Source organism: Aquimarina mycalae, from assembly GCF_029906345.1.
In the GTDB taxonomy this organism is placed as follows: domain Bacteria; phylum Bacteroidota; class Bacteroidia; order Flavobacteriales; family Flavobacteriaceae; genus Aquimarina.
Genome location: NZ_JARYGY010000007.1, coordinates 360,302 through 386,139, shown reverse-complemented (window position 1 = coordinate 386,139; position 25,838 = coordinate 360,302). Strand labels below are relative to the sequence as shown.

Sequence of the window (25,838 nt, the reverse complement as noted above, 5' to 3'; positions counted from 1 at the left end):
ATGGTTCTTGTATATTTGGTAAGGCGCAATGTTTGCAGAAAGTAAAAGTTAGCAACCAATGCGCAGAAAAATCAAAAAGTAAGGTAACATTTTGCTCTGCTACGACACATATATTAAACGTTAGCAAACATTAAAACCAAATTTAACAATTAAAACAACGAACAAATGAAAAAAACAATTACTATTTACACCTTGTTCCTTTTAGGAATTACACTATCAAATGCGCAATCAACTCAATTTGCTCAATCTTTTGAATCTGCAACTTCAGACAATTGGGATTTCACACTAAATCCTACAACTTACAATACTGAAGGTCATTTAATTGTTAGTGGTTCAGAAGATGTTTGGGGAGTAATAGAAGAATTCACAGGTGATATTGATGCCCCAAGTGACGGTAATTTGTTTTTTGGCACACAAGATTTAAATAATACTAACGGTGGTGGTTCGTTTTATCACACAATTACTTTTGAAGCTATTGACGTTAGCAACTTAACTGATATGACCTTAAGCTTCGACTATTTTACAAACGGATTTGATTCTTCTGATTTTATTAAATATGAAATTCTTTTAGACAACACATCTTCTTTTGCAGACAACACAGCAAACGACGGTACTGTTGGAGGAATTGATTTGAATAAAAGCACATTAGCATGGACAACTGTTAACACAGTTATTCCTAATGGTACTTCATTTGTTCGTTTAAGAATTAAAGCTATACAAGACGGTAGTGCAGATTTTAGTGGTATAGATAATATTAAATTAGTAGGCATTAATGGCACTTTATCCATTAACTCTTTTAATGAAAAACCTGCATTAAATATTTTTCCTAATCCAACAGTTAATTTTATTAAAATTTCAGGTTTAACTAAAACTGCTAACTATAAAATCTATAATGTTCTAGGTGCAGAAACAAAAAAAGGAACAATTTCTAAAAATGAAAAAATTGACGTTCAAAACTTAAATAATGGGATATACTTTTTAAAATTTGAAGATGGAAACACAATTAAATTTATAAAAGAATAAACAACTGAAACGTTTGCTAACAACGTGTATAATTAATTGCTGGTTTTAGCTTACTTACGAAAGTCCTTGCCGACTTTCATCTGTGATTTATTTACTAACATTAGTGCTTAAAACACGCAACTAATCATACACACAACCGTTGTGTGTCATTCTATAAAGTGGAGAATCTAAAAGAAATATTGAAAAAAAAACATCTAGTAATTGTTGGTAAAACAGAGATTGAAAGAAAGAACTTTGTTACTAAATTAATCCGACTTTCAAATTACGAAACATATCGTTTTCCTTCAAAAATGAAATTATTTGATGATTACTTTGATAGTATGAAGAAAATGAAGCTTTATAAACCTTGGTATGAATCAAAGAGTTATAATGGGAATGCTATTTGGGATTTTCATAGGGGTTGGATTTCTGAAAATAACTCATTACTGGTGTTAGAAGAAATTGAAGATATGGAAGAGCGTTGGAAATTTGAAATAATCAGGTTGTGTTTAAATGAAATGGATTATAGGAAAAAGGGAAATGATACAATTCATTTAATTATTTCGCAAGAAAACGAAAACGATCTGGTAGACAAATTAGCAAAATCAATATTTCCTATTAGAGAAAATGAAAGAAGAACTAAAAGGCAAATAATTGAACAAAACCTAGAAATAATAGATATTTCTGAATAAAAACGAACATACAACAATGGCTAAAATGCATGTCCAACCAACCTAACCGTTGCACGGCATTTTAGCCGGAACGTTGTGCGTCATTAGAAAAAAACTCCATTGTTAAAGTCAGAAATTGAAAATGGAATAAAAAATATGAGTGAAGAAAATAAGTTCTCCATTAGATATAACAAAAAGCTAAGCAAAGAAATTGCTGAAAGAACAAGTTTTATGAATGACACTAAATGGAAATATTTATTCTCCAAAATAAAGGATCTTGATTGTGATTATGAGACATTTGTAAAATTTTTAATTGATAAAAAATTACGCTCCTTTTCTATACCAGATAAAACTGATTTTATAAATGGAAAATATCTTGAACAGTATTGGGGAACTTGTGAATTAAAAGAAATAGAATATATTTTCATTCCTTCTCAAAGAATTTATGAAAGGAGTAATCGAAATGAAATTTTAGAACCAAGAATTGAGAATCAAGAAATGAATAAATTGAAAAAGTGCTTAGCTACAGGGAAGTTAATTGAACATGAGGAAACTGAAAAAGGCATATTTATTTATGGATATTCGAAAAAATAGGCTTAAAAAAAACGAACGCACAACAAGGTGTATAAAACATAGCTAATACGTGCTAAAACAAAAGGTTTATGACTGTTTACAAAGACTGCCAAATTTTTAATTTGGCTTTTAAAAATATAAAAATTAAAAACAAAATATAAAAATTCGGCTCTGTGTTAATCCGAAATGTTAGTGTCTTTTTACACGCTACGTTCCATACACAAGTCCGTTGTGCGTAATTAAAGAAACATCAATCAATTGAACACGATACCAACATTCGAACAATTCTATCTCAAAATAAAGTGTAATAGATGGTATTGGTTGTTTTCAATCTTCTGTCGATTGTCATTAGCCTATGCTTTTATCGTTGCTGGAATGGTAAAAATTTTGGGTGAAAGATTCGCAAGTGGCTTATCAGATATTCATCCAATGGGTGCTTATTTGGAAGCATTACATCACACAGGTTATTATTATACATTCATTGGAATTGCTCAGGTTGTTGCAGCTGTTTTGTTGCTAATACCTAGAACTGTGACTTTGGGCGCATTGCTTTACTTTCCAATTATTGTAAATATTTGGTTACTGTCCTATGCAATTCGTTTTGAAGGTTCTATTGTGACCTCTCCTTTAATGGTTCTTGCCAATTTGTATCTCCTTGTATGGAACTATGATAGATTAAGATACATCTTACCCTTTAGACAATTCTCAGACATTGGAATAGTCCTGAAACCAGAGAAATACAGCACAAAATTTCCATTTCTGTTTTTCTCTGGAGTAGTTATTACCGTTGCTCTAACAATTTTATTTGCTCTATTTGGATATGATGTAATGCCAAGAAATTCATTGTCAGATTGTAAAAAGCAATTTGAGAATACTAAAAATGAAGCTGCTGGATTTCAGTTTTGTGAGTGTATTCATAGTAAAGGTCAGCCATTAGATGAATGCTTAAAAGAATATGAAAATTCAATAGAAAAATAATAAACTACGCACAACAACACCTATACTCAATGCCCTTCGGGACACTGCGCATAGCCAAACCGATGATGTACAATTCACCTAAAGGTGAACTCAAATTGCTACATCTCGCTACCGCTCGATTCCCGCCCTTTGAGAAATGTACATCATCGCTGGGCTATGCCAGATTGCATATGGTGTATGCGAGGAACATATCCTTGAAGAATTCCAAAAGCGATAACGGTATCATATTCTGCACCTTTTACTCCATGTATTGATGATATTGTTATTCCTTCCCTCTGTTTAAATACTTTTTTAAAGCTTTCTATATTTTCAATAGAATCATTCCCTTCAGATTTTATCCTATCAATTCTCTTTTTTGAGCTTTCAAAAAAAGAATCGAAGCTACTTTTTAATGTTCCATATAAATCAAGTTCAACACCGACAGCTTAGGTGTTTTTTATTGAAATTTTAATTAAGATTTTACGTTATTGCAATAGATTATGAAAATACTAAAAATTCTAATTCATATAATATTGATATTATTATTAACTGCTATTACTCAAGTAGGTGGAGTCGTATATATAATATCTCTAGTTATTAAAATATCTCTTATAAAGAAGATACGTTTAAATAGAAAACTATTTTTTTGTGGCATTTTTACTGTAGTGTATTTTTTCTTTTCAATTCTTATTGTTCCTCCAATAGCTAAAAGTTACGGTAGAGAGGCTTTGCCTGTATTCTCAAATAAAAATCTAAAACCATTAAATATAATGACTTGTGTTTTGAACAGGCATTATGTTAGACCTGAATTAAAACAAAATATAAAGAGTGTGGCAAAGAAGATGAGTAAGAAATATCCAAATACAATTTTAAGTTATTTAGATGCTAACTTCCCTTTTTATAATGGATTTCCATTACTTCCTCATTTAAGCCATAATGATGGCAAGAAATTAGATGTTGCTTTTTTCTATAAGAACAAATTAGGAGATGAGTTAAATCGAAAAGCACCTTCATTTATGGGATATGGAGTTTTTGAAGAACCTAAACACGGAGAATATAACGCTCCTAAAAATTGTGAAAATAAGGGTTTTTGGCAATATAGTATTTTAGATAAATTTGTACCTCAATGGAATAAAGACGATATGGTTTTTGATTCAAATCGAACTAAATCAATGATTCAATTAATGTTGAAAGAAAAAAGTACAGGAAAGATTTTTATTGAACCACATTTAAAAACAAGAATGAACTTACAAAACAATAAAATAAGATTTCATGGCTGTCGTGCCGTAAGACACGACGACCATGTTCATCTTCAGATTAATTAGGATTTTCTATTAAGGGTAAACCCTTCGGTATTTCAAAAATAAAATCCTCTAACTTCTTTTCTTCTACTTTTTTTATAGAAATTTCCATTTTAGAGCTTTTATAATCAGCTATAATCTTAATTGGTAAACAACCTCTTGTCTTATCTAGGAAGAAAGACCAAAGTCCTTTTTTATGATTTTTTAAAAAGGTAGGACTAGTTTTTAATTGTTCAGAAAAATAGTAATAAGTAGTCCCTGCTTCAGAGACAATCTCAAGTAAATCACAAATATAATTGTTTATCGTTTTGTTTGCTTTTTTAATCTTAAATGATAAAACTTTATCATCAGGAATACTACAATCAGTATAAAAAACTGCATTTGAATTATTCATTGAGAAATACAATGTATCGGTCCCATGATAAAATTGAGTGAAATTCATTTCTCCATTCATTTCAGACCTATAATTATTTTCTTTAAAAAAATATGATTGCTCTGTTCCCATTATTTTTTTAGAAGCAGATTCAGTCATTTTTCCTGTTTTATCTTTAAAATGAAAATCATAAACTATTTCTCCTTCAAAAACTATTTCTTGAGAAAAAGTATTAAAGGTAAAAGATATCAATGCTAGTAATAAAACTATTTTGTGGGTACGTACCAATTTATTTTCTCTATTTTTAATTCTATAAGTTTATCTCTTAACTCTTTTACAATAAAAATTCTTTTGAAGGCTGAAGCCCCACTACCAAAATACTCTTTGCTTTTAAAAATAGGAGCAATAGTATTTAAATAGTTAGGATAAAACCCTTGAGGCATTGGCTGATACTTCCAATTATTACACTCACAGCAGTCTTCTTTAGGATTATCCTTGAGGTTTAAATTTTCTTCAGTTTCTGGAATTACTAGTTGGACTACATTTTCAAACGCAATTTCCTTTTTATATTTTAATACCTTTTTACTTTTAATTCCTAGAGGCTTAAAGACTTCATTAAACAATGAGGTGTCTACAAAAATTTCATCATTAACCCATATTAATTGAAACATCCTTTTCTTACCTTCTTTTGGAGTATTTTTAATTCTAAAAGAATCTTTTTGTTTTAAACCTATCCCACAAGATTCACAATAATTTGTTAAATCATAAGTTAAGTTTAAATAACCTAAATCATCATCAGGCATTGGATACCCATGATTGTGACTCCCATTTTTAGCAGACAATAATGAATCTTTAATTTCTTTTTTTGTAAACTCTGGATATCTTATATCCATTGCATTCCATTTATCTAAATAAGGTTTTATTTCAAAATAAACATTATTCTCCTCTATTTCGATTGAGTCAAATCCTTCAACACTAAAACCATGTTTTTGCATAATTTTAGATTGGTTTGACTCCCAATTATTGCTTATTCGATGTTTTATTTTCATAATCCAAATATTACACAATTATTTTAATTGTTTAAGTATTTCTGGGTAACTTTTATAAATCTGTTGAGCAGCTTGTTGTATTTGGGCTTTAGTTGCTGTTGCCGTATTTATAGCAGAACTAGAATTACTATAAGGAATTGCTTTTCTCCATGCATTAGTAAATGCTTGATGCTCGGAAGGAGATAATACTATAGATTTCATCTGACCCGGTTTTAGTCCTAAAACTTTTGCAAATCGCTGTTCCAACAAATGATGTACTTCAACACCTTTCCCAGCCGTTAGCTTTTTTAACTTGTTATAAGAATCAAAACCATACTTGCCTGCGTACTTAAGTTTACTGAATTTAGAACTAGCAAAAAGCGTTCTATATAACCACGACAGACCTTTTGTTCCTCCTCCAACTGTAAACAGCATGTCAAATGCAGATCCACCTTGGTCAATATCAATCTGATCCATTTCTTCTTCGGTAAGAGAATCTCTTCCTTGCCTAGCAGCCTCTCTTTGATATAGATTTTGTGAATAAGCATATGCATATCCTGCCCCCATAAGAGCATACTTACTACCCGTTGTAGGAGGTGCGTCTGGAGTACTATTTCTTTTCTTTTTCTTCTTCTTTTTATCTTTATCTCCAGGTCCAGATGTAAGTGCTAAAAACGCAGCTTGTGCATCTTCACCTGTAAATTTATATCCTCCTTCTATTTCTATAACATCAGCTCCAGTTGGATCAGAACCTTTTATTGGATTATTATCCATTCCATTATATGGAGATAATTCAAAATGTGTTATTGGGTCAGGTCTATTCCATCTACCAATGGCTGGATCATAAAAACGCAAAGGCATTTCATATACATTTAAACCAAGAGATTCTTCTAATTCTTGACCATTAAACGTTTTAAAATTATTTTGCGTTCCTGAAATCACGTTATTATACCCTTTATGTTTGAGTCCAAACGGATAATAATTCTTTTCCTGTACAATCTCATCTTGGGTAATGCTATCATCTTTATTGGCATCTTTGTAAGACAGTCTTATATTACCTAGATGATCTTTGAATTGGTAAACATATTTATACCCATCAGTTTCTTTTTCTACTATCCCTTCTGGTTGATTAAAAAACTCTAACATGCTATTCTTATAGATATAATTACCAGCATACTCCGTTGTTGTTAAAGAACTTCCTTCTGTCGTAATCTTTTTCTGTTTTACTCCAGTGGCATCATAAATATACTCAATATTACCAGATGTTTGGCTATTGTCAATTGAAACCTTAGTTGGTAGATTCAGATGGTTATAGGTAATCTCTGTGATCCCCTTATTACGATCTAAGATCATATTCCCATTAACATCATACTCAAAATCATCATTGGTATTCGTGCCATCTTTAAAACCGTAGGTTTTATTAGCGGTATCTGTTACTTTAAGCAACTTGTTTCCTACATCATAGGTATATGATAGTAAATCCATATTACCAAAACTTGTTGCTCCTTCATTGATATGCCCTTTTCTATCTAAGGATAGAATATTTCCTACTTTATCATAACTAACCTGCGATAAGTTATAATTACCATCATTACTAGTTCCGTTTTTGATTCTGTTTAGTGCATCATATTGGTATCCATACGCTCTCCTTGTATTATCATTGGCTGTTTTCCAGATGGTCTCACTGATATTACCATTATACAACTTCTCTGCATTTAAGTTTTCGGTCGTTGTATTATAATTGATCCCAAAAGCAAACAAATCATTGCCCAAATTATCTGGATTATTGATTTGCGTTAACCAACCACGTATGTTGTACGTATAATCAACAGTTTGTAATCCGCCTTCACTTGCACTAAGTGGAGTCGAAATACCGCCAACTTTTTTACTGATCAATTGCCCTAACGGATCATAGGTATTACTAACGATTTGTTCTTTTGTCTGATCATTGATCTTTTGTACTTGTGTTAGCAACCTACCTACATGATCATAGGTAAAGGTATCAATCGTTACAATGGACGCATTGTTCCCTTTGGTATGTGTAGTTTTGGTTTCTACTACCTTGCCCGCAAAATCCAGTTTGGTTTCCACAATATCGATGGTATTGAGGTATTCATTTTTACTGGCTACATAGATGGGCCTTCCTTTACTATCATAATAGGTTACTGTAGTTATCCAATCATTGGTATCTAACACACGTACCTTAGTACCTGTAGGCAACGATCTTGTGCGGTTTGATATAGTTTCTCCATATACCACACCTGGATTTACCAATCCTACAATATCAAAATCATAGGTGTCATAGTAATTTATCGTATATATATTTTGCATACTGGTTGGGTATGCTGCTCTGGTATAATGCACATCTACTCCATACACTGTAAAAGGAGTGGTACTTTTAGACTCATATTGTTTATAGGATGTGGATTGTGTTCTACTTTGCAATATATTACGATTGGCATTATTCGTAATTCTACCAGTATAAGCAACTCTGCCATGTGCATCGTATTTGGTAAACAACCAATAGTCATAGAGTTTTCCAGAATTTACTTTTCTTTGATTTGCATCTTGTGTCAATACAGGTTGATCTAATGCATTGTATATGATATACTCCTCTCCTTTTCCTGGGATTTTCTTTATTATCAGTCGATTTCGTTTATCGTATCGATATTGATAACATAATTCGGCAAGTTCAGTATCCGATACACCATCTGCTACCGTTACTTTAGGAGGAATCACAAAGGTTAGGTTCCCAAATCGATCATACACATAATAGGTGTCGTGTACAATTCCTTCATTATAGGTTCTTTTTAAAACAACCCTACCTTGCTTGTCTTTATACTCTCTAGTTGTATGATTATTACCATCTGCTGGTTTCCAGTTTTCGTCTTTGGTGATGGTTACATACAACTCATTGACAGCATAGTTGTTTTCGCTTTTAATCAGCTCAGGTATTTCTGTATTATTATACTTAAAAGTCACATCAAAACGTAGCACTTCATCTACACTATTAGATTTCCAATCAAACTTGATCGTATGATCTGTATCACTGTTCTGATCTGCTTTCCAAGCTGTACCTGGCGCACCTTGTTCTACAACTCTATTTAGCGGTGAATTTTCAAACACACTTTCTGAATAGGCATTAAAATCAGCATTATTGGCTTGAACACCTTCAAAGTCATTAGCATAGGTAGATTTATAATAGGTATTGATATCATTGATGATATCCACGGCTTTATAACTACCAGCAGGCGTATTTCTGGAAAAAGGCAAATGTGATTTCACTTGTCTACCCAATACATCATACTCCATATGCGTAATAATATCATGTTGATTAGGAGCTGCTTGGATTGCTATTTGTTGTTTCGCACGTCCTAATCCATCAAAATAGGTTACACTCTCGATCACATCATCACTAGCATCTATTTGATCCGATGAAGACATCTCCTGCTGAAACGATCTAGAAAATACATAATTTTCGTTCGATAAACTCAACCCATCAGAAGTGGATTGGCAGCCTTGTTGCAAACTTGCATCATTAGGACACTGATCCGTATTATTCAACACATATCCAACAGGTTGCGTGCATTGTTGTAGGGTTGATCCATTAGGGTCTCCATAACCATCTCCATCGATATCTGCATACCAAATCGTATTACTGTTAATGTTTGAGCTAGTATCATTACAATCTGTAATTGGTAATATACTACGTGTATATCCCGTTCCTGGTAATGTACATTGCTTAATGGTACTAATTGCAAAACCATCGCCATCTGCATCCAGATACCAGGTCGTATCAGGATTAATCTCAGGGCTATCATCATCGCAATCCGTTATTAACAATACATTACGAGTATACCCTATTCCTGGAGATGTACATTGATTGATCGTACTAATAGCAAAACCATCGTTATCAGCATCCAGATACCAGATTGTATCAGGATTAATTTCTTCAGCATCATCATCACAATCTCCACTTTTAATTACATAACCCAAAGGTTGATCGCATTGCTGTACAGAAACGGTATTAATACCCCAATCATCCCCATCTCCGTCCAAATACCAAATTGTATCAGGATTAATCTCAGGATTATCATCAACACAATCATCTGTATTAGTTACATAACCATCAGGTTGAAAACTAAAGTTTCCAATATCACTGACTGCAGGAGATCCATATCCATCTCCATCTCCATCTTTATAAAAACTTCTCGGTGTAATATTCGTAATAAACTCCGTACTATCATCAAGATCATCATCATTAGCTACATATCCTGATGGTTGCGTACATTGCCTCTGTGTAACATTCTGGTTTCCCCAACCATCTCCATCCGAATCCTCATACCAATATGTATTAGGGTTTATATCTTCATTAGTATCATTACAATCTCCTGAAACTGGGATATATCCACTTGGTGGTCCACTTTGATATTTTGTATCATTAGGATTACCAAATCCATCACCATCAATATCTCTATAAAAATTTCTTGGAGGAATATTGGTGATTAAGACATTATTATCATCAAGATCATCATTATAAAAAACATAACCTGATGGTTGAACACACTGTGTCTTTATAGGAGCAGTGGCTCCTCTACCATCTCCATCAACATCTCTATACCAAACCGTATCAGGGTTAATCGCTGCATTACTATCATTACAATCACTATTGTTATATACATAACCTAAAGGTTGATCACAACCCGTAAAGGTAGTTCCTGGTGTTCCAAAATCATCTCCATCACCATCCTTATACCATACAGTATTAGGGTTTATAGCAGCATCACTATCCCAACAATCCTGATTATTTGTTACATACCCTGCAGGCTGTACACTAGCATATATTTTATCACTTGCAGCTGGTGAACCATAACCATCTCCATCAGCATCTTTATAAAAATTTAGAGGAGTAATATTGGTAATCAGGCTAGCACTATCATTGATATCATCATCATTACTCACATAGCCAGATGGTTTTGTACATTGTATTTTAGTAACATTCTTATTTCCCCATCCGTCACCATCTGCATCGCGATACCATACTAGATTAGGGTTAATTGAAGCGTTATTATCGTTACAATCACTATTACTGATTACATATCCACTTGGCCTAACACTGCGATATGTTGTTACAGCAGGGTCTCCAAAACCATCACCATCTGCATCTCTATAAAAGGTCTGAGGTGTAATGTGAGTAATTAAATTATTAGTATCATCAATGTCATCATTGTATCGTACATATCCAGATGGTTGAACACATTGAATTACATACGGATTTGTTCTTCCTCTACCATCTCCATCAACATCTCTATACCATCTGGTAGTGGGATTAATTCCTGCATCATTATCGTTACAATCTGTGTTATTAGGCACATATCCATTAGCTGGAGAACTTAGCCAATTAGAATTTGGATTCCCATAATTATCATTATCACCATCATAGTAGTATCGGGTAGTACCACCGCCACCATCTATTGGTTCATCAGTGATCTGTGCTTGTGCTGTAAATCCTACCAATAGCAGGAATACAATTATATATAGTTTGTTTTGCATGTCTTCTTACTTTTTGGTTGAATTAGTTTTTGTAGTGATATGTATTTTCTGAGATCAATTTGCCATCTTCGTCTTTTACATATTGCAATCGAAGATGCTCGTCATACTCATAATACATGGTATATCCTCTAGGATCTGTCATACTGGTTACTCCAACCATAGGATCATAGGTATAGGTACTTACCATCACATCATCAGGTAATGCATTTCGCAAATCATCTAATGCTTGTCGTAAAGCACCTTCTGTTCCCTGATTTCCAATCGTACGATCAATATCTGCATCCGATTTGGTTTGAATATCTGCTACATAACTCTGTATCTCATCGTAGGTTATATTCTCTAATTTGGCGACTGGATATTGATGATGATATCCCCATATATATACAATAGGAGCTCCATTTGCTTTAGACACTTCTTGAGGATTTCCGTATGAATCATATGAATTATACGTCACTCTTAGATCTAAAGCATTTGTCTTTTTTGATGTTGCTACCTCTTTAGGAAGTATTAGGTTACTACCCCAATCATGGTATTCGGTATGCACATTAGATGTTGTCTTAGTAGCGCTTCCTTCTTTTTCTGAAGTGATTACGTCAATTGGCAGCGCAATTTGATGAAGATCAACCAATTTTTGTTCTGCTATTGTTCTACTCGCTATAGGAATATCCTGAGGATAGGTCATTTGGGTTTTGATCAATCTACCTTTACTATTGGTAGTTTCTGTTCTAGTTTGCTGTAGATGTTGGGAATTATCATAGAAAAAATTCTCTGTAGTAGTAATCGGGTTTTCTCCATTACGACCATAATTTACAGAGATACGTTTACTCATTGTATGCCATTGACGTTTTAAAGTATACTGACTGATTTCAAACCATCGGTTTTCAACTGTAAAATTTTCTGGATCAGAAACATAGGTGTATTCTGGTACTGGAATCATTCTCTGTCTAACTGAATAAACCGTTGTATTCTTATCTAAGTCAGATCTATGTGTATATTCATTACTAATTTCCTGAATCTTGATAAACTGATTCTCTTCTTTCGCATACCATATTTTCTTCAACTCTCTTCCAAATCCAAAAAACGTACTATAGGGTAATCCAGGAATATACTCTCCAAGTACTGCAACATTAGGTTCTATACTAAAATCTCCTTCATACTGATGCTCAATGGCTCCTCCTTCAAAATTCTCTCCAAATCCTTCAATTACATTTCGATATCCAATATGATATCCTTGTGTACCAAACAAAGAAAATGCTGTATTAGAAGATAAGGTAGTAGTACCACATTCTACAGAAACACATCCACTAAATACGGTAAAATGACAAAAGACTTTTTCTGATTTAGTAATTAAAGGTTCTATATTTCTTGCAATGACACTCCCTGAATCACAATCCAAACAATTCAAATCTCCGTAATGATATTTTTTAAATTCTGTTTTCCCCTCTCCATTCAATGTATTTACTTCTGCAATACGCAATCCTCCTACTGGAATATTTTGTTGAACTACTGTTGGCACCGCATCCTTATAAGATAACTGTATATGAGACATACTATAATGTGAATCTAAACTTATTTCAAAACGATAGTCATGATCCTTCTCTAGTTTTACTATAACATTATCATTAAAATTAGTGCTATTAATTCCATAAGGCGTGGTAAAAGGATTCCAGAAATTAATATCAGAAGTAAAGTAAATAGGTTGTAAAATTGGAGTACCATTGGTAATATCATAGATTCGAATCTCAGCGATATTAAAATCAAGTGGATTATCTCCACCATTAATATCTCCAACAAAATCATCAAGATTAGCGGTAAAAGACACTATTCCTTCATGAGCATATTTTACATCATGAATCTCTAAACTATTACTCATTACAGAGGGATTATTCACTTCTGCTCTAAGCACTGTATTCGGAGGATCTATTGTCACTGGTCCATAATAAGCATGTCCTTCATAAGAAAAACTATTGCTTCCTTTAGTTGGATATATAATTCTAGATAATATTCCTTTTTTTGTATAATCTGGACTTGGAGATCGATCAGCTGCTTCAAAATCATTAAGCGCATTATACAACACAAAATTTCCCGAAATCTTATCAATGGATTTCTGATCTATCAAATTTCTGTTTGTATTTTTCCCGTTATAAAACCCCCAATAATCTTGTGCGTAAGAAAAACGAGAAGGTAATTCGTCAGGATGATCATATTCGAATACATAAGGATTTATATCGGTTTCTCCTGAATTTGATTTTTCTAAAACAGAAGAAAGAAAGAACCTTTTTTTATAATATTCTTCTTGAGTTATATCTTGATTTATTGGTCCTGTAGCCTCGGTAATTAAATACGTTAAATCAAAGCTTTTAATATTAGTATTATGTATATCTCTAATTTCTACTTTATCTAACTTCTTGAAATTGTCGGGCATATTTGCTTTTTGCGAATACGTAAACAATACCTTTCCTGAATTAGAAGAGCTTATTTCTGACACATAACAAAAGTTCCCAATAGCAATATTTAAATAAGCCGTGTCACTGGTTCCTGGTGCGCAATAATTAGGCAATCCTTGATAATTTATTAATCTATCTTCTCTTGTAACACTTTGTGAAATACTATTTTTATATATGCTTCCTCCTGTTTGATAAGAAAATAAAACTTCTTCTCCTGATGTATGTATAATTTTGGTTAAGTACCAAGCTGAAGCCACACTTGCAGGAATCTCAGGATTACCTGCTTGATTAGTTGCATCGTATCTAAATTTTTCAATAGCATTTTCGCCACCAAAGTAATATACTACTCCGCTAGGATCTGTTATCTTAAAATGAGTTTCTGGATGAACATTTAACAATTCCACTTTTAAAGGAGATGGCTCCAAAAAAACTACATTTCTGCTCCAAAATGACGAAGAATTATCATCCAAATAAAACTTACCGCTATATCCATTAAAATTAAACGAAAAAATATCTGGCTGGGTATCTACTGCGTTATTTCCAGATCCAGTTGCAGCTACTACAAAATTGTATTGATTTACACTTGAATCCAAATTCACATCCTTTGCTGGGACATATTGATTTTCGTCTCTTTGACCATTAACCGATCGAGTAATTACGCCTCCTGCAGAAAGGTTCCAACCCAATCCTACAGACGATGCATATTCATCAACACGAATACCATTTGAGCTATAATTAAGACTGATTGGAACTGTTAATGATCCAGACTTAAAGGTATAGATTGGAACATTAATTTGTGGAGTGCCAGTAAATAAACCTACTGGAACTTGTCCGTACTTAGCAATAGAAGCTGCTTCTGGAGATATTGGAGTAACATCAGGTAATTCCTGAGCAGTGGCAAGAGTGCATACCATTGCCAGTGTAAAAACAAAGAGTTTTTTCATAAAGTGGTGAATTTTATTGTTGAGTAAAGCCTCGTGATGAATTAGTATATTCCTACTATTAATGTCTTTAAAAAGAAAAATGTTACCATGAATTTTATTTCCTCATTGGTTCAGGCAAGTCATTTAATTCTTTTTTTGCATAAATAGCATTACTTTTTTTTCGGAGTCAAATGTATGAGTAAATCCTCATTGAATACAAAGAAAATAACTAATAATTTATAAATTTTGAGTACACTATTTACCGTTAATTAGCGGTCTAAACCTACTAAAAACAATAACATTAAAAACATCCGTGTCTAAATGATTAAGTATTACAAAATTCTCTCTTCGATGTTTAATTTTATCAAAATTATACCTATCATAGCGTGATTTTTAGACACGAATAGAAGATATTTATGAGGGTAATTTTTCTTTTGGCTATTTTTTTAAATCTCCTAAACACATATGGAAAAGAAGGATTTAATGATTTAATTCCTTTTTCATTTTTATTTCAAGAGCGATCGCAATATCAGGATTCGTTAAAACATAAAACTTTTAAAGAACTACAAAAAGAGTTTGATGAATTACAGCAAGTAAACGAATTGATTTTTGAAGATTCTATTAAAGCGAAAAATATCGCACAGACATATTTATCAAAAGCAAAAAGAAAGAGAGATACTTTAGAAATAGCCAACGGATATCGACTTTTTGTTAAAACTTATCAATATAATAATTCCTTAGGTCTGAAATATTCTGATTCTATTATCACACTCACCGAACTAAATAGTAACGAATATTACCCTATGAGAGGATATACCTATAAAGGTATAATGCATAATCGATTAGGGAATTACGACAAAGCTCTTGATTCGTATATTATAGCATTGACCTATGCTGAAGAAAAAAACAATATTTTTTTTAAAATTGCGATGCAACATAACATTGCCTTATTAAAAAACAAATTGGGCAGGCACGATGAAGCTTTAAAAGCATTCCAAAAAAACTATGAATACATTTTGACTCAGGATACTCTAAACGACTACGGAGAATTTTATTCTGGTACATTACATCAATTAGCAGATTCTTATAACAGAAAAAGAATACCCGATTCTGCACATTTTTATGCAAAAAAAGGAATCCGTTTCTGTACTTCACAGGGAGTAAAATTCTCTTACCCAAATATTTTATTAAGCTATGGTCTTGCCAGTTATTTTAAAGAGGATTATAAAACTGCTTTAGATTCCTTATCTAAATCTGTAGCATTAATGCCTAAAAATGTAGGCTATCAAAACATTCGAGTAGGTCACTTATATATCGCCAAAACACATTTAAAACTTGACCAACCTGATAAAGCTATTGTATATCTTAAAAAAATAGATTCTATTACTACTGTTTCCAATTATATTGATAATTACAGAAGTACATTTCCTCTATTAATCGATCATTATAAATCTATTGGAGATCAAGCAAATCAGCTTAGAATTATGGAAAAACTTATCAGTCTTGATAGCATTTCTAGTATAAAACAACGAAAACTCAATATTGATATTATCAATAAATATGATACTCCGAAACTTATCAATGATAGAGATCGATTAATCCAAGAAATAGAAAGTAATAGTGATGCATCTTATAATAAACTAATTCTTTTTAGCATCGTTATCTCGTTAACAATTGTTACCATTTTATTTTTATATCAAAGAAAAAAGAGATTGAAAGATCAATTGAGTTTTGAGAAAAAAATTCAATATCTTAAAAACGATGTGAAGAAAAAAACCTCTAAAACCAAAGAAATTGAAATACCAGTTGAAGTCACAAAAGATGTCCTTAAAAAACTAGAAAATTTTGAAAAGAACCAAGGTTTTCTAAAAAATGATATCACTCTCGCCAAAGTGGCTAAAAAACTAAAAACTAACTCCACTTATTTATCTAAAATCATCAATACCACTAAGAATAAAAACTTTGCCAATTATCTGAATGATTTACGAATTGAGTTTTGTGTAGAACGATTAAAAACAGATGCTAAATTTAGAAGCTACTCTATAGAATCTATTGCAAAAGAAGTGGGATTTAATAGTATCCAATCCTTTTCTTCAATCTTCCATAAAAAAACAGGAGCTTACCCTTCTCATTTTATTAAAGAAATACAAAAACAAAATTCTTTTGAGAAAAACGACACCAATAAAACATCTTAGTCACTAAAAAAACAAGAGTCCTGATTCAGGACTCTTGTGTATTGTTTTATAGAAGACAATTCCCCATAAAACATCTTACGGGACACCATTGATTAGTAGTATGTGAATTACCTCCTGCACACCAATAGATATTGCCTTTACCGTTAATTAATTGTTGTTCCGATTTGCTTAGCGCTTTACCGAAATCTGAAATTGATTTTTTCATTATACAAATTGTTATTTAATTTATTAATAATGCATCTCCTGTTATTAAACACAGCACTGTCCGTTTTGCACACTACCTAAACAACGACCTCCTGGAAAAGGATCTCCCCAAGCAGTCCCTTTTGCAGCAAATGAACACTCGCTACCGTTTATGTATTCTCCTCCTTCTAAAATATAATCCGAAGAACAGCCGCAAGCCACAAAACCTCCTCTTCCTCCGTGAATGTCTTTTTGTTCTGATTTGCTAAGTGCTTTCCCTAAGTTTAACAATGATTTTTTCATAAGTAAATAATTTAAAATGATTAAGTCCCTGAACATTTTATGACACTCAAGGTTTGTGTCAATACGTAAACAAAATAGCTTTAACTAAAACTAATTTTTATATAAGTTTATAATGAGATACATTAGAAAGATGACTTTGTTTTTGAAAATCCAGTGCTTCTTTATCCTAAGAAACCAGATTGCTCTCATAAATTAGTGCTACAAACATGTAGTATCGAGTCTTTCAAAATGAACTTCATTTTTCATAACTCTTCATACTTTTATGATTTGTTACCCATTTTTTTTAAAAAAAATAAAACTAAAGAAGATAATAAGCAGAAAACCTATAATATAGTATGGAGTGAGGTTGTATTCAAAAGTTTGATTTGTATCTCCAATCAATACAAAAGAAGCCCAATAATAAGGTGATGTCTCAGACAATGAGTGCTTTTTTAGATATTTGCGTTTTGCATTGCTCAATGCTTTAACTTTCGAGGAAGATGCATCTAAACTCTCATAGAAGTCTTTCATGATACTGGAAGTAGAAGTATCATTAACATTCCACAGGGATGAAATAACGGTATTTGCTCCAGAATAAAAAAATCCTCTTGCGAGACTAAAGACCCCTTCGCCTTTATTAATTTTCCCCAGACTGGTTTGGCATGCACTTAACACAACAAGATCTGAATTATTTTTATAGGTGTATAACTCATGAAGTTTAATAGTATCCTTAAAAAAGTAAATCTCAGGCTTTTCTCCAGAATTTGCATGCGTAGCCAAATGTATAATCTTCGCGTCCATGCTCTTTTTCATAAACATTTCTTTACTTGCCTGTTCTGACAAGTATGCTTCTCCATTTAAAATAGTATTAATTGAAAAAACTTCTTCCTCGGTAGTTCTTAGTGCAGGAAGATTCGAATTTGAAAAATGAATTGGTGCAAATCCAATAAAATCAACACTCGTCTTTCTTTTGGCTCTACTGTTATGCTCTAAAAAAGACGCAGAATACGTATAACTTATATCATTTTGCTCAATTAAATATTTTAATGATCCCTTACTTACATTAAAAGCTTCAAACGGAATGTTTTGCATAGCAACATCAGGAATAAACACAAGATGTTTATTCTTTATCATTTTTTTAAGATGATCTCCAGGAAAAAGTTGCGTGTATATAGCGTGTGAAATGTCCTTAAAAGAAACTAGTTCTTTTTTCTTTTTTAAAGGTCTAGATATTAACTTTCGATACTGATCTAAATTAACTAATAAATCATCGGTATTTGTTGTTTTAAAACTATATGTATTTTTATGTGTTATAACCAGTCCAAATACACTTTTCTCTTCAACATTTTGTTCATCAAGGGTATATGAAATAATTACCGTATCCGAATCTAACTTTCCCTTTACATCTGAAAGAGCAGACGGTTCTATTCTTAATTTTTTATCAAAATACTTTGGATTTACTTTATTAATAGAATCATTAAAAGCTTGGTAATATTTTTTTAGTTCGAATAAAGAATCTTTCTCCTTACTATAGGAATCCTTATTCTGATGTATTCTGCTCTCTAAGTTTAAAATGTTTTCCTTTAATGTTACTCTTTTATCAAGTAACTCTTTTGGCAAATCATATTGAATTGTATTTTCTTTAATATCATGTATTAGCAATAAGGCTTTATTTTTTTCCATAAAACGGAACATAGCAGTCTCATCTTTCAAAAAAAATGCGGCTCGTATCCCTAAAACATAAATTTCAGAAGCTTCTTTCCGCCAAAGTAATTTTGTGTTGATTTCAAAGCTATTTTCAATGATCATAGCTACTAGCCTGTCACTAATAGATACTGTGCTTAGTATCTGCTCTAAATAATTATGGTCTTTGGTTTTTTTGTATAATTTGTGGAGGACTTTTATTTTGATTTGCATCGCTCTGAAGACATCTCTTCTATCTGCTGTTTCGAACAATTGAAATTGTGAAGGACCATCGTCAGTAATCTTCCCTTTTTGTCCAAAACTCCAACTCAAAGAGCTATTAATATTTTCTAAAGCTAATGTATAATTTCCTTGTTCTTTGAAGTAATTGGAAATATTTCTATAGCTTTCAGCTTTTCGAATTTTATCATTTTTATTAAATAGTAAACTACGCTGTAGATAAAATAGCGCACTATCCTTTTGATGATTATAATACAACTCTCCTAGATTAACATATGAATTAGAAATTACAGCCGAGTCTTTCTGTTCGATAGCTCTTCGTAAATTTTGGAAATAATAATATTTAGCTTTATCAAAATCATTCAGATATTTATTAGCATATAAATTTGCATAGGCAGCATTTAATGAATAAAACCTAGTCTGTATTAGCAATCGTCTTTCTTTTTGTATCAGACTATCTGCTTGTCTTAGCAAATCAATTCCGTTTAACGATGCGGATTTTGTTCTTAATTCATCATAAATTATAGTTGTATTGATATATAATGATAAAAGACTCGATTCTAAGGAGATACTTTTATTTGGATCTGTCTCCAATAAATAAATTCCCTTTTTAGAATAATCCAGCGCCTTATATAACTCTCCTTTTCGTCTATAATATTGAGCCAACTCGCCATAGGATCTTGCCACTTTATTTTGGGTAATATTAGCTTCTATTACATCTTTAAAACAACGAACTCCCTTAGTAAATTCTCTATTATTAAAATAAAATCTTCCTAAATTATATAGCGCATTTTCATAAGCAACAGTACTTTTTTGTTTATCATTGAAATGATTTACCTCAATATTGGCATATTTTATAGCAAGGCTATATTTTTTTTTCTTGTAATACTGTACCGAAAAAAAATGTGCAATTTCTATAATATGGGTAGTATCTGCTGTACAGTTTAAGAGATCATTAATCTCTCCTACTTTAAACTCTTTTTTCTTCTCTTTAAGATCTTTAAATTTTACATAACAATTTTGGCCACTTATAGGAATTATGCATCCTATAAGCAGCCAAAAATAGATAAGATATTTCTTTTTATTGACTAACAATATTTAATCACAAACAAAACTTGGATCACTAATAACATATGTTTTGTAGTCAATTCGACGAAGCGCCGCTTTTTCAACTATATCGGGATCTAAGATAGGATCAGTTACCTTGTAATTTAATATCTGATATGGAGCATCCTCCCAATTATGAATCACCAGATCTCTATAGCTCCAAGTTTCTTCATTAGGATTTGATGGACATGGTGTTACCTGAACTGGGCCATATTCTGTGGCATTATTAGCTCGCACCTGTGCCTTTTCAGCTTCTGTAGTTCCAGGTTCGTAAATTACCAAAACTTCAATATCTTCAATAGTATAATCGACAGGAGTACCATCTACAAAAGTTAAATCTGGAATTCCAGCATTTCTACCAAAATTTTTTGTGTTCTCTGCTTCAGTAGTTTCTATTTCTGTAAGCTCATCGTTTTGTTGACAAGCAAAGAAAACCATACATGTTACTACTCCTAAAATAAATTTTTTCCTCATTTTTTATGTTTTTTGTTTCCCTATTCTTCACAAAAACTTAAAAAGTTACCCGTGCAAAAGTATAAAATTTTATTTTTGCCTTTTAACATTTCAATATGGATGGTAATTTTTTTCTACGCGAACTTGTAAAAGAAGATTCAAAAATAATTACTCAGATATACGCCAAAAACTTCCCTTCGATTAAAAAATTTATCCTTCGAAATAGTGGAAATATTGAGGATGCAGAAGATATATTTCAAAAATCTCTGATTCAGATAATAATTCGATATAAAAAAGAAAAGTTTAGTATTTCTGGTAGTTTTGACGCCTATTTAATGGCAATTTGCAAAAATTTATGGCGGAGAGAATTAAATCTTCATAAAAAAAGGGTAACAAATCTAGAAAAAGTTGAAGTACATGATGAATACATAGATAGTTCATATGCTCTTATAGAGCAAAAGAGACATGAACTATTTATTGAAAAATTCGCAGAGATTACGGGTAATTGTAAAGAGATTTTAACACTTTTTTTTGCAAAAACACCTTACGAAGAGATTATTGCCAACACAGAATATTCATCTGAATTGGTTGTTCGACAACGGGTATTTAAATGCAAAAAGCGCCTTGTAGAATTAATTAAAAAAGATAGTAGATATAATTCATTAAAAGAATTATGAGTATAGAAGAAGACATATTAATCGAACAATTTTTAAGAAATCAACTTTCGGAAAAGAAACGAAATGATTTTTTAGATAAAATTGCTAATGATCAAAATCTTAGAGAAAAATTTCTTTTAGAGAAGCAACTTTTAGAAACTTTAAATGAAGAAGAATGGAGTTATGCTTCAAAAATAGATTTAACAGAAGTAAGAGAATACGCCACATTATATCGTAATAATGAAGACAGAATAAAACAAGTAATTCACAAAGCTAAGATTGACCATAAGCGTAAGAATAAGAATACAATAAGAAGATTAGCATACTTTTCTGCAGCGGTAGCAGCTTTATTCGTTATACTAATTAATTTTTACCCTCAAAAAAATCAACATACTATTGATGAAATCTATGTAAATTATAGTACCTACGAATTACCTTCCTTAGTTAGCAGAAACCCTAATGAAGTAGATCCCGATTTAGCTTTTGCAGAAAACAATTTTAAAAATAAAAACTATCCAGAAGCACTACTATATATTGATAAATTACTAAAGAAAGATAAGGACAATAGTACTTTATATGTATACAAGGCAATATCTCATTGGGAAATAGGCGAATATTCATTAGCAGAAGTAAGTTTAAATAGTTTAATTAATAGTGATCTAATTGACTCTGAAAAAGGATACTGGTACAAATCACTGTTATATTTAAAAACAAAAGATTTAAATAAATGTAAGCAAATACTATATGTTATAATTGAGAACTCTTATTTTAAGAGTAATGAAGCTAAGGAATTACTAAAAGACCTTGCCGATTATGAAAAATAGAGCATATTTATAAATCGCAAACTACTACATTACTCAAGTGTAGTAAAAAAAAGTATTTTGAAAATTTCTACAATAGATCAAGGTTCTAAAACAACTCTTTTCTTTAAATTTGCTCCTTCATTGCGATAAGGATAGCAGCGGCATCCCCAGAACTTGTTTTCTGGGATATAGCGAATAGCCTGACCACGAGGAAACGAGTGGAATCGCCCAAAACAAAGATCATGTTACTTGTACAACAAATTATAGCAAACAAAGAAGCGTATATTAAAGCATTAGCCAAACGTAATTTTGATGCAGCTCCAGTACTGGAAAAAGTAATCAAACTGGATGAAGAAAGACGTGCTACTCAGGCAAAACTAGATAATACGCTTGCAGATTCTAATAAGTTATCCAAAGAAATTGGGATGCTGTTTAAAAATGGGGAAACTCAAAAAGCTACTATTTTAAAAGAAAAAACAAGTCAACTGAAAGAAAGTTCTAAAGATCTGTCAAGTCGATTGACAGAAATTCAAGAGGAACTTATTAATCTTTTATATACCATTCCTAATGTTCCTCATACTTCTGTTCCAGATGGACAAAGCGATGAGGATAATGAAGAGATATTTCGTGAGGGAGATATTCCTGTGCTAGAAGAAGGAGCTTTACCGCATTGGGAATTGGCTAAAAAATATGACATCATTGATTTTGAACTTGGTGTAAAAATTACGGGTGCTGGATTTCCTGTGTACAAAGGAAAAGGTGCAAGATTGCAACGTGCATTAATTAGCTATTTTTTAGATAAAAATACAGATGCTGGCTATAAAGAGTATCAGGTTCCGCATTTGGTAAATGAAGCTTCTGGTTATGGTACCGGACAATTACCAGATAAAGAAGGGCAAATGTATCACGTTACTGCTGATGATTTGTACCTTATTCCAACAGCTGAAGTTCCTGTTACAAACATGTTTAGAGATGAATTGATAAACGAAAGCGATTTACCTATTTGTTGTACTGGATACACACCATGTTTTAGAAGAGAAGCAGGATCGTATGGTGCTCATGTACGTGGATTAAATCGTTTACACCAATTCGACAAAGTAGAAATTGTACGCATCGAAAAACCCGAAAATTCATACGAAGCTTTGGATGGTATGGTAACTCATGTAAAAGAGATTCTAAATGACTTAAAATTACCATATCGAATCTTACGACTTTGTGGTGGCGATATTGGATTTACAGCTGCACTAACCTATGATTTTGAAGTATTCTCTACTGCACAAGATCGCTGGCTAGAGATAAGTTCTGTATCTAATTTTGAATCTTATCAGGCAAATCGTCTAAAATTAAGATACAAAGATAGTAACGGTAAAAATCAATTGGCGCATACCCTTAATGGAAGCTCGCTTGCATTGCCAAGAGTATTAGCGGGTATCCTAGAAAACTATCAAACTTCTAAGGGGATCAAAGTTCCTGATGTTTTAGTGCCGTACTGTGGATTCGAATACATTGACTAGTCCTACTTAAGAGAAACGAGATTGCAAGTAGTTTAACAGTCTTGATAACACAATATCAAAGTGCATTTTGCTATATTTACAAAAAAACTTGCAGCATGCGCTTTATTTTTTTGTACATAGCTTTTCTTTTTGCTATGCCTATGTTTGGTCAATCCGAACAACTGGCAAAAAATTATATGCAACAAGGTGAATATGAAAAAGCACTTTCTGTGTATCAAAAGCTATATAACAGAAACCCTAATCGCATCAATTATCTTTTAGGACTGGTTGAATCTCATCAGCAATTAGAACAGTTTGATAAGGCAGAAGAAATTTTACAAAAGCGAATTGAAAGAACTCCTAATAATGCTCAATTATTGGTAGAATTAGGACATCATTACGAATTTCAAGAAAACACACAAAAAGCAAGAATATATTATGATAAAGCGATTAATAGCTTTAATAACAACAACGCAAATGAAGCATATGCTCTTGCTAAAACTTTTGAAAAATACAATCTCCTAGATGAAGCCGCTTTAATATTTGAAAAAGGAATGGCTTCTAATCCTGGTGCTAATTTTAATGTACAGCTTGCCAAAATATATGGAGAGCAAGGTAAATTAGAGAAGATGTTTAGTAGTTACCTTTCTCTGGTGCAGCTACAACCAAATCATAAGAACATTGTTCAACGTAACTTTAGCCAATATATCACAGATGATCCACTAAATGAGGCCAATGTTATTTTTAGACGGTTATTAATCAAGAGACTACAACAGCATCCCGATATTATCTATAACGAAATGCTAAGTTGGCTCTTTGTGCAACAAAAGGAGTTTAAAAAGGCTTTTGTGCAAGAAAAAGCAATCTACAAACGAAAAGATCAAGGTCTACAAGGTATTATTGGTCTTGCCCGAATTGCTATTGGTGCAAAGGACATAAAATCTGCTACTCAGATTCTGGATTACATTCTTAAAGCTCCAGCAGGAAATGATATGAAGTTAACTGCTCATAAAATTATCCTGAAAGCGAAGACTGATCTTGCGGACAAAAAGGAATACAAAGCAATTAATGAGCAATATAATGTTGTATTCGACACGTATGGAAAGTCCAGCGCAACTATTGGATTGCAAATTAATTATGCGCATTTTCTGGCTTTTAATCAAGATCGAAAACAGGAAGCTATTGATTTTCTAAAGCGCCTGTTAGACGAAGAAAAATTATCTCGTTTTCAGTCATCACGTGCGAAAATGAAAATTGCCGACATTCTTGTTTTAGATCAAAAATTTAATCAAGCACTCATTTATTACACACAGGTACAGAACGTACTAAAAAATAATTTTTTGGCGCAAGATGCTCGATTTAAAGTTGCCAAAACGAGCTATTATAAAGGAGATTTTGCTTGGGCTCAAACCCAATTAGATGTACTAAAATCTTCGACCTCCCAATTGATCGCTAACGATGCCATGGAACTTAGTCTTATCATTAGTGATAACTCATTAGAAGATTCGACTCAAACTGCATTAAAGATTTTTGCCAGAGCAGATTTGTTAGCTTTTCAGCATAAAAATCAAGAAGCAATTGCTAAATACGAAGAAATTTTAGTTAATCATAAGGGTGAAAAAATTGAGGATGAAGCATTTTTAAGACAGGCAAAATTATTTGAAGAAGAAAAAGAATTCGAAAAAGCAAAGGTTAATTACCTTAAAATCATTGAATTCTATGATGATGACATTCTTGTAGATGATGCCTATTACTGGCTTGCCGAATTATATGTAAATATATTAGGCGAACCCGAAAAAGCTAAAGAACTCTATGAAAAACTAATATTTAATCATGCTGATAGTATTTTTTTCGTAGACGCCAGAAAGAAATATCGAACATTGAGAGGAGACGCTATCAATTAAAAAATGAGCAC

18 protein-coding genes are annotated in these 25,838 nt (G+C 32.1%); 10 read left to right on the top strand and 8 right to left on the bottom strand.

The window, feature by feature from the left end:
• Positions 1 to 165: 165 nt before the first annotated feature.
• The 5 genes from QBK95_RS18070 to QBK95_RS18050 all read left to right on the top strand — a co-directional run bounded on the left by QBK95_RS18070 (position 166) and on the right by QBK95_RS18050 (position 4,528).
• A complete protein-coding gene (locus tag QBK95_RS18070) occupies positions 166 to 1,023 on the top strand; it encodes a T9SS type A sorting domain-containing protein (RefSeq protein ID WP_280935958.1) in 858 nt (285 codons plus the stop codon).
• Positions 1,024 to 1,166: 143 nt separating this feature from the next.
• Positions 1,167 to 1,694, top strand: a complete 528-nt coding sequence (locus QBK95_RS18065; protein ID WP_280935957.1) for a hypothetical protein — start codon at positions 1,167 to 1,169, stop codon at positions 1,692 to 1,694.
• Between the two features lie 99 nt (positions 1,695 to 1,793).
• A complete protein-coding gene (locus QBK95_RS18060) occupies positions 1,794 to 2,267 on the top strand; it encodes a DUF6678 family protein (protein ID WP_280935956.1) in 474 nt (157 codons plus the stop codon).
• 321 nt (positions 2,268 to 2,588) lie between these two features.
• A complete protein-coding gene (locus QBK95_RS18055; protein WP_280935955.1) occupies positions 2,589 to 3,224 on the top strand; it encodes a DoxX family protein in 636 nt (211 codons plus the stop codon).
• A gap of 479 nt (positions 3,225 to 3,703) precedes the next feature.
• On the top strand, positions 3,704 to 4,528 hold the full coding sequence (locus QBK95_RS18050) for a hypothetical protein (protein ID WP_280935954.1): 825 nt from the start codon (positions 3,704 to 3,706) through the stop codon (positions 4,526 to 4,528).
• Here the strand turns inward: QBK95_RS18050 and QBK95_RS18045 are convergent.
• From QBK95_RS18045 to QBK95_RS18030, 4 genes are read right to left on the bottom strand one after another with little or no spacing between them, the layout of a single operon-like run.
• Complete coding sequence (locus tag QBK95_RS18045) at positions 4,521 to 5,165, bottom strand: DUF4412 domain-containing protein (protein WP_280935953.1); 645 nt, start codon at positions 5,163 to 5,165, stop codon at positions 4,521 to 4,523. The genes QBK95_RS18050 and QBK95_RS18045 overlap by 8 nt on opposite strands.
• Positions 5,144 to 5,926 carry a hypothetical protein gene (locus QBK95_RS18040; protein WP_280935952.1) on the bottom strand — a complete coding sequence of 261 codons (783 nt, stop codon included), beginning with the start codon at positions 5,924 to 5,926 and terminating at the stop codon, positions 5,144 to 5,146. Before QBK95_RS18040 ends, QBK95_RS18045 begins: the two co-directional genes overlap by 22 nt.
• Before the next feature lie 18 nt (positions 5,927 to 5,944).
• Positions 5,945 to 11,458 (bottom strand): DUF6443 domain-containing protein, encoded by a 5,514-nt coding sequence (locus QBK95_RS18035; protein ID WP_280935951.1) that lies wholly within the window; start codon positions 11,456 to 11,458, stop codon positions 5,945 to 5,947.
• 22 nt (positions 11,459 to 11,480) lie between these two features.
• The gene (locus QBK95_RS18030; protein ID WP_280935950.1) at positions 11,481 to 14,849 is read right to left on the bottom strand and encodes an RHS repeat domain-containing protein; all 3,369 of its coding nucleotides are present in this window, start codon (positions 14,847 to 14,849) and stop codon (positions 11,481 to 11,483) included.
• Positions 14,850 to 15,244: 395 nt separating this feature from the next.
• On the opposite strand from QBK95_RS18030, the gene QBK95_RS18025 reads away from it, so the two are divergent.
• Positions 15,245 to 17,023, top strand: a complete 1,779-nt coding sequence (locus tag QBK95_RS18025) for a helix-turn-helix domain-containing protein (protein ID WP_280935949.1) — start codon at positions 15,245 to 15,247, stop codon at positions 17,021 to 17,023.
• Positions 17,024 to 17,069: 46 nt separating this feature from the next.
• Here the strand turns inward: QBK95_RS18025 and QBK95_RS18020 are convergent, their stop codons facing one another.
• The 4 genes from QBK95_RS18020 to QBK95_RS18005 form a co-directional block, all read right to left on the bottom strand.
• Complete coding sequence (locus QBK95_RS18020; RefSeq protein WP_280935948.1) at positions 17,070 to 17,228, bottom strand: hypothetical protein; 159 nt, start codon at positions 17,226 to 17,228, stop codon at positions 17,070 to 17,072.
• Between the two features lie 44 nt (positions 17,229 to 17,272).
• Positions 17,273 to 17,509: a hypothetical protein gene (locus QBK95_RS18015; protein ID WP_280935947.1), complete on the bottom strand. Its 237-nt coding sequence runs from the start codon at positions 17,507 to 17,509 to the stop codon at positions 17,273 to 17,275.
• 270 nt (positions 17,510 to 17,779) lie between these two features.
• On the bottom strand, positions 17,780 to 20,506 hold the full coding sequence (locus QBK95_RS18010; RefSeq protein WP_280935946.1) for a CHAT domain-containing protein: 2,727 nt from the start codon (positions 20,504 to 20,506) through the stop codon (positions 17,780 to 17,782).
• 3 nt (positions 20,507 to 20,509) lie between these two features.
• Positions 20,510 to 20,992 carry a hypothetical protein gene (locus QBK95_RS18005; RefSeq protein WP_280935945.1) on the bottom strand — a complete coding sequence of 161 codons (483 nt, stop codon included), beginning with the start codon at positions 20,990 to 20,992 and terminating at the stop codon, positions 20,510 to 20,512.
• A 95-nt stretch (positions 20,993 to 21,087) separates the two neighbouring features.
• Here QBK95_RS18005 and QBK95_RS18000 point away from each other — a divergent pair, with 95 nt between their 5' ends.
• The 4 genes from QBK95_RS18000 to QBK95_RS17985 all read left to right on the top strand — a co-directional run bounded on the left by QBK95_RS18000 (position 21,088) and on the right by QBK95_RS17985 (position 25,827).
• Complete coding sequence (locus QBK95_RS18000; RefSeq protein WP_280935944.1) at positions 21,088 to 21,648, top strand: RNA polymerase sigma factor; 561 nt, start codon at positions 21,088 to 21,090, stop codon at positions 21,646 to 21,648.
• On the top strand, positions 21,645 to 22,451 hold the full coding sequence (locus QBK95_RS17995) for a tetratricopeptide repeat protein (protein WP_280935943.1): 807 nt from the start codon (positions 21,645 to 21,647) through the stop codon (positions 22,449 to 22,451). Before QBK95_RS18000 ends, QBK95_RS17995 begins: the two co-directional genes overlap by 4 nt.
• Positions 22,452 to 22,672: 221 nt before the next feature.
• The gene (serS, locus tag QBK95_RS17990) at positions 22,673 to 23,944 is read left to right on the top strand and encodes a serine--tRNA ligase (protein ID WP_280935942.1); all 1,272 of its coding nucleotides are present in this window, start codon (positions 22,673 to 22,675) and stop codon (positions 23,942 to 23,944) included.
• 95 nt (positions 23,945 to 24,039) lie between these two features.
• Positions 24,040 to 25,827, top strand: coding sequence for a tetratricopeptide repeat protein (locus tag QBK95_RS17985; protein WP_280935941.1), 1,788 nt, complete (start codon positions 24,040 to 24,042; stop codon positions 25,825 to 25,827).
• Positions 25,828 to 25,838 lie beyond the last annotated feature (11 nt).

Excerpts from the sequence above, each read along its gene's own strand:
- QBK95_RS18070 (WP_280935958.1), top strand. The coding sequence starts at position 166 with ATGAAAAAAACAATTACTATTTACACCTTGTTCCTTTTAGGAATTACA.
- QBK95_RS18050 (WP_280935954.1), top strand. The coding sequence starts at position 3,704 with ATGAAAATACTAAAAATTCTAATTCATATAATATTGATATTATTATTA.
- QBK95_RS18040 (WP_280935952.1), bottom strand. The coding sequence starts at position 5,926 with ATGAAAATAAAACATCGAATAAGCAATAATTGGGAGTCAAACCAATCT.
- QBK95_RS18035 (WP_280935951.1), bottom strand. The coding sequence starts at position 11,458 with ATGCAAAACAAACTATATATAATTGTATTCCTGCTATTGGTAGGATTT.
- QBK95_RS18030 (WP_280935950.1), bottom strand. The coding sequence starts at position 14,849 with ATGAAAAAACTCTTTGTTTTTACACTGGCAATGGTATGCACTCTTGCC.
- QBK95_RS18025 (WP_280935949.1), top strand. The coding sequence starts at position 15,245 with ATGAGGGTAATTTTTCTTTTGGCTATTTTTTTAAATCTCCTAAACACA.
- QBK95_RS18020 (WP_280935948.1), bottom strand. The coding sequence starts at position 17,228 with ATGAAAAAATCAATTTCAGATTTCGGTAAAGCGCTAAGCAAATCGGAA.
- QBK95_RS18015 (WP_280935947.1), bottom strand. The coding sequence starts at position 17,509 with ATGAAAAAATCATTGTTAAACTTAGGGAAAGCACTTAGCAAATCAGAA.
- QBK95_RS18005 (WP_280935945.1), bottom strand. The coding sequence starts at position 20,992 with ATGAGGAAAAAATTTATTTTAGGAGTAGTAACATGTATGGTTTTCTTT.
- QBK95_RS18000 (WP_280935944.1), top strand. The coding sequence starts at position 21,088 with ATGGATGGTAATTTTTTTCTACGCGAACTTGTAAAAGAAGATTCAAAA.
- QBK95_RS17995 (WP_280935943.1), top strand. The coding sequence starts at position 21,645 with ATGAGTATAGAAGAAGACATATTAATCGAACAATTTTTAAGAAATCAA.
- serS (WP_280935942.1), top strand. The coding sequence starts at position 22,673 with ATGTTACTTGTACAACAAATTATAGCAAACAAAGAAGCGTATATTAAA.
- QBK95_RS17985 (WP_280935941.1), top strand. The coding sequence starts at position 24,040 with ATGCGCTTTATTTTTTTGTACATAGCTTTTCTTTTTGCTATGCCTATG.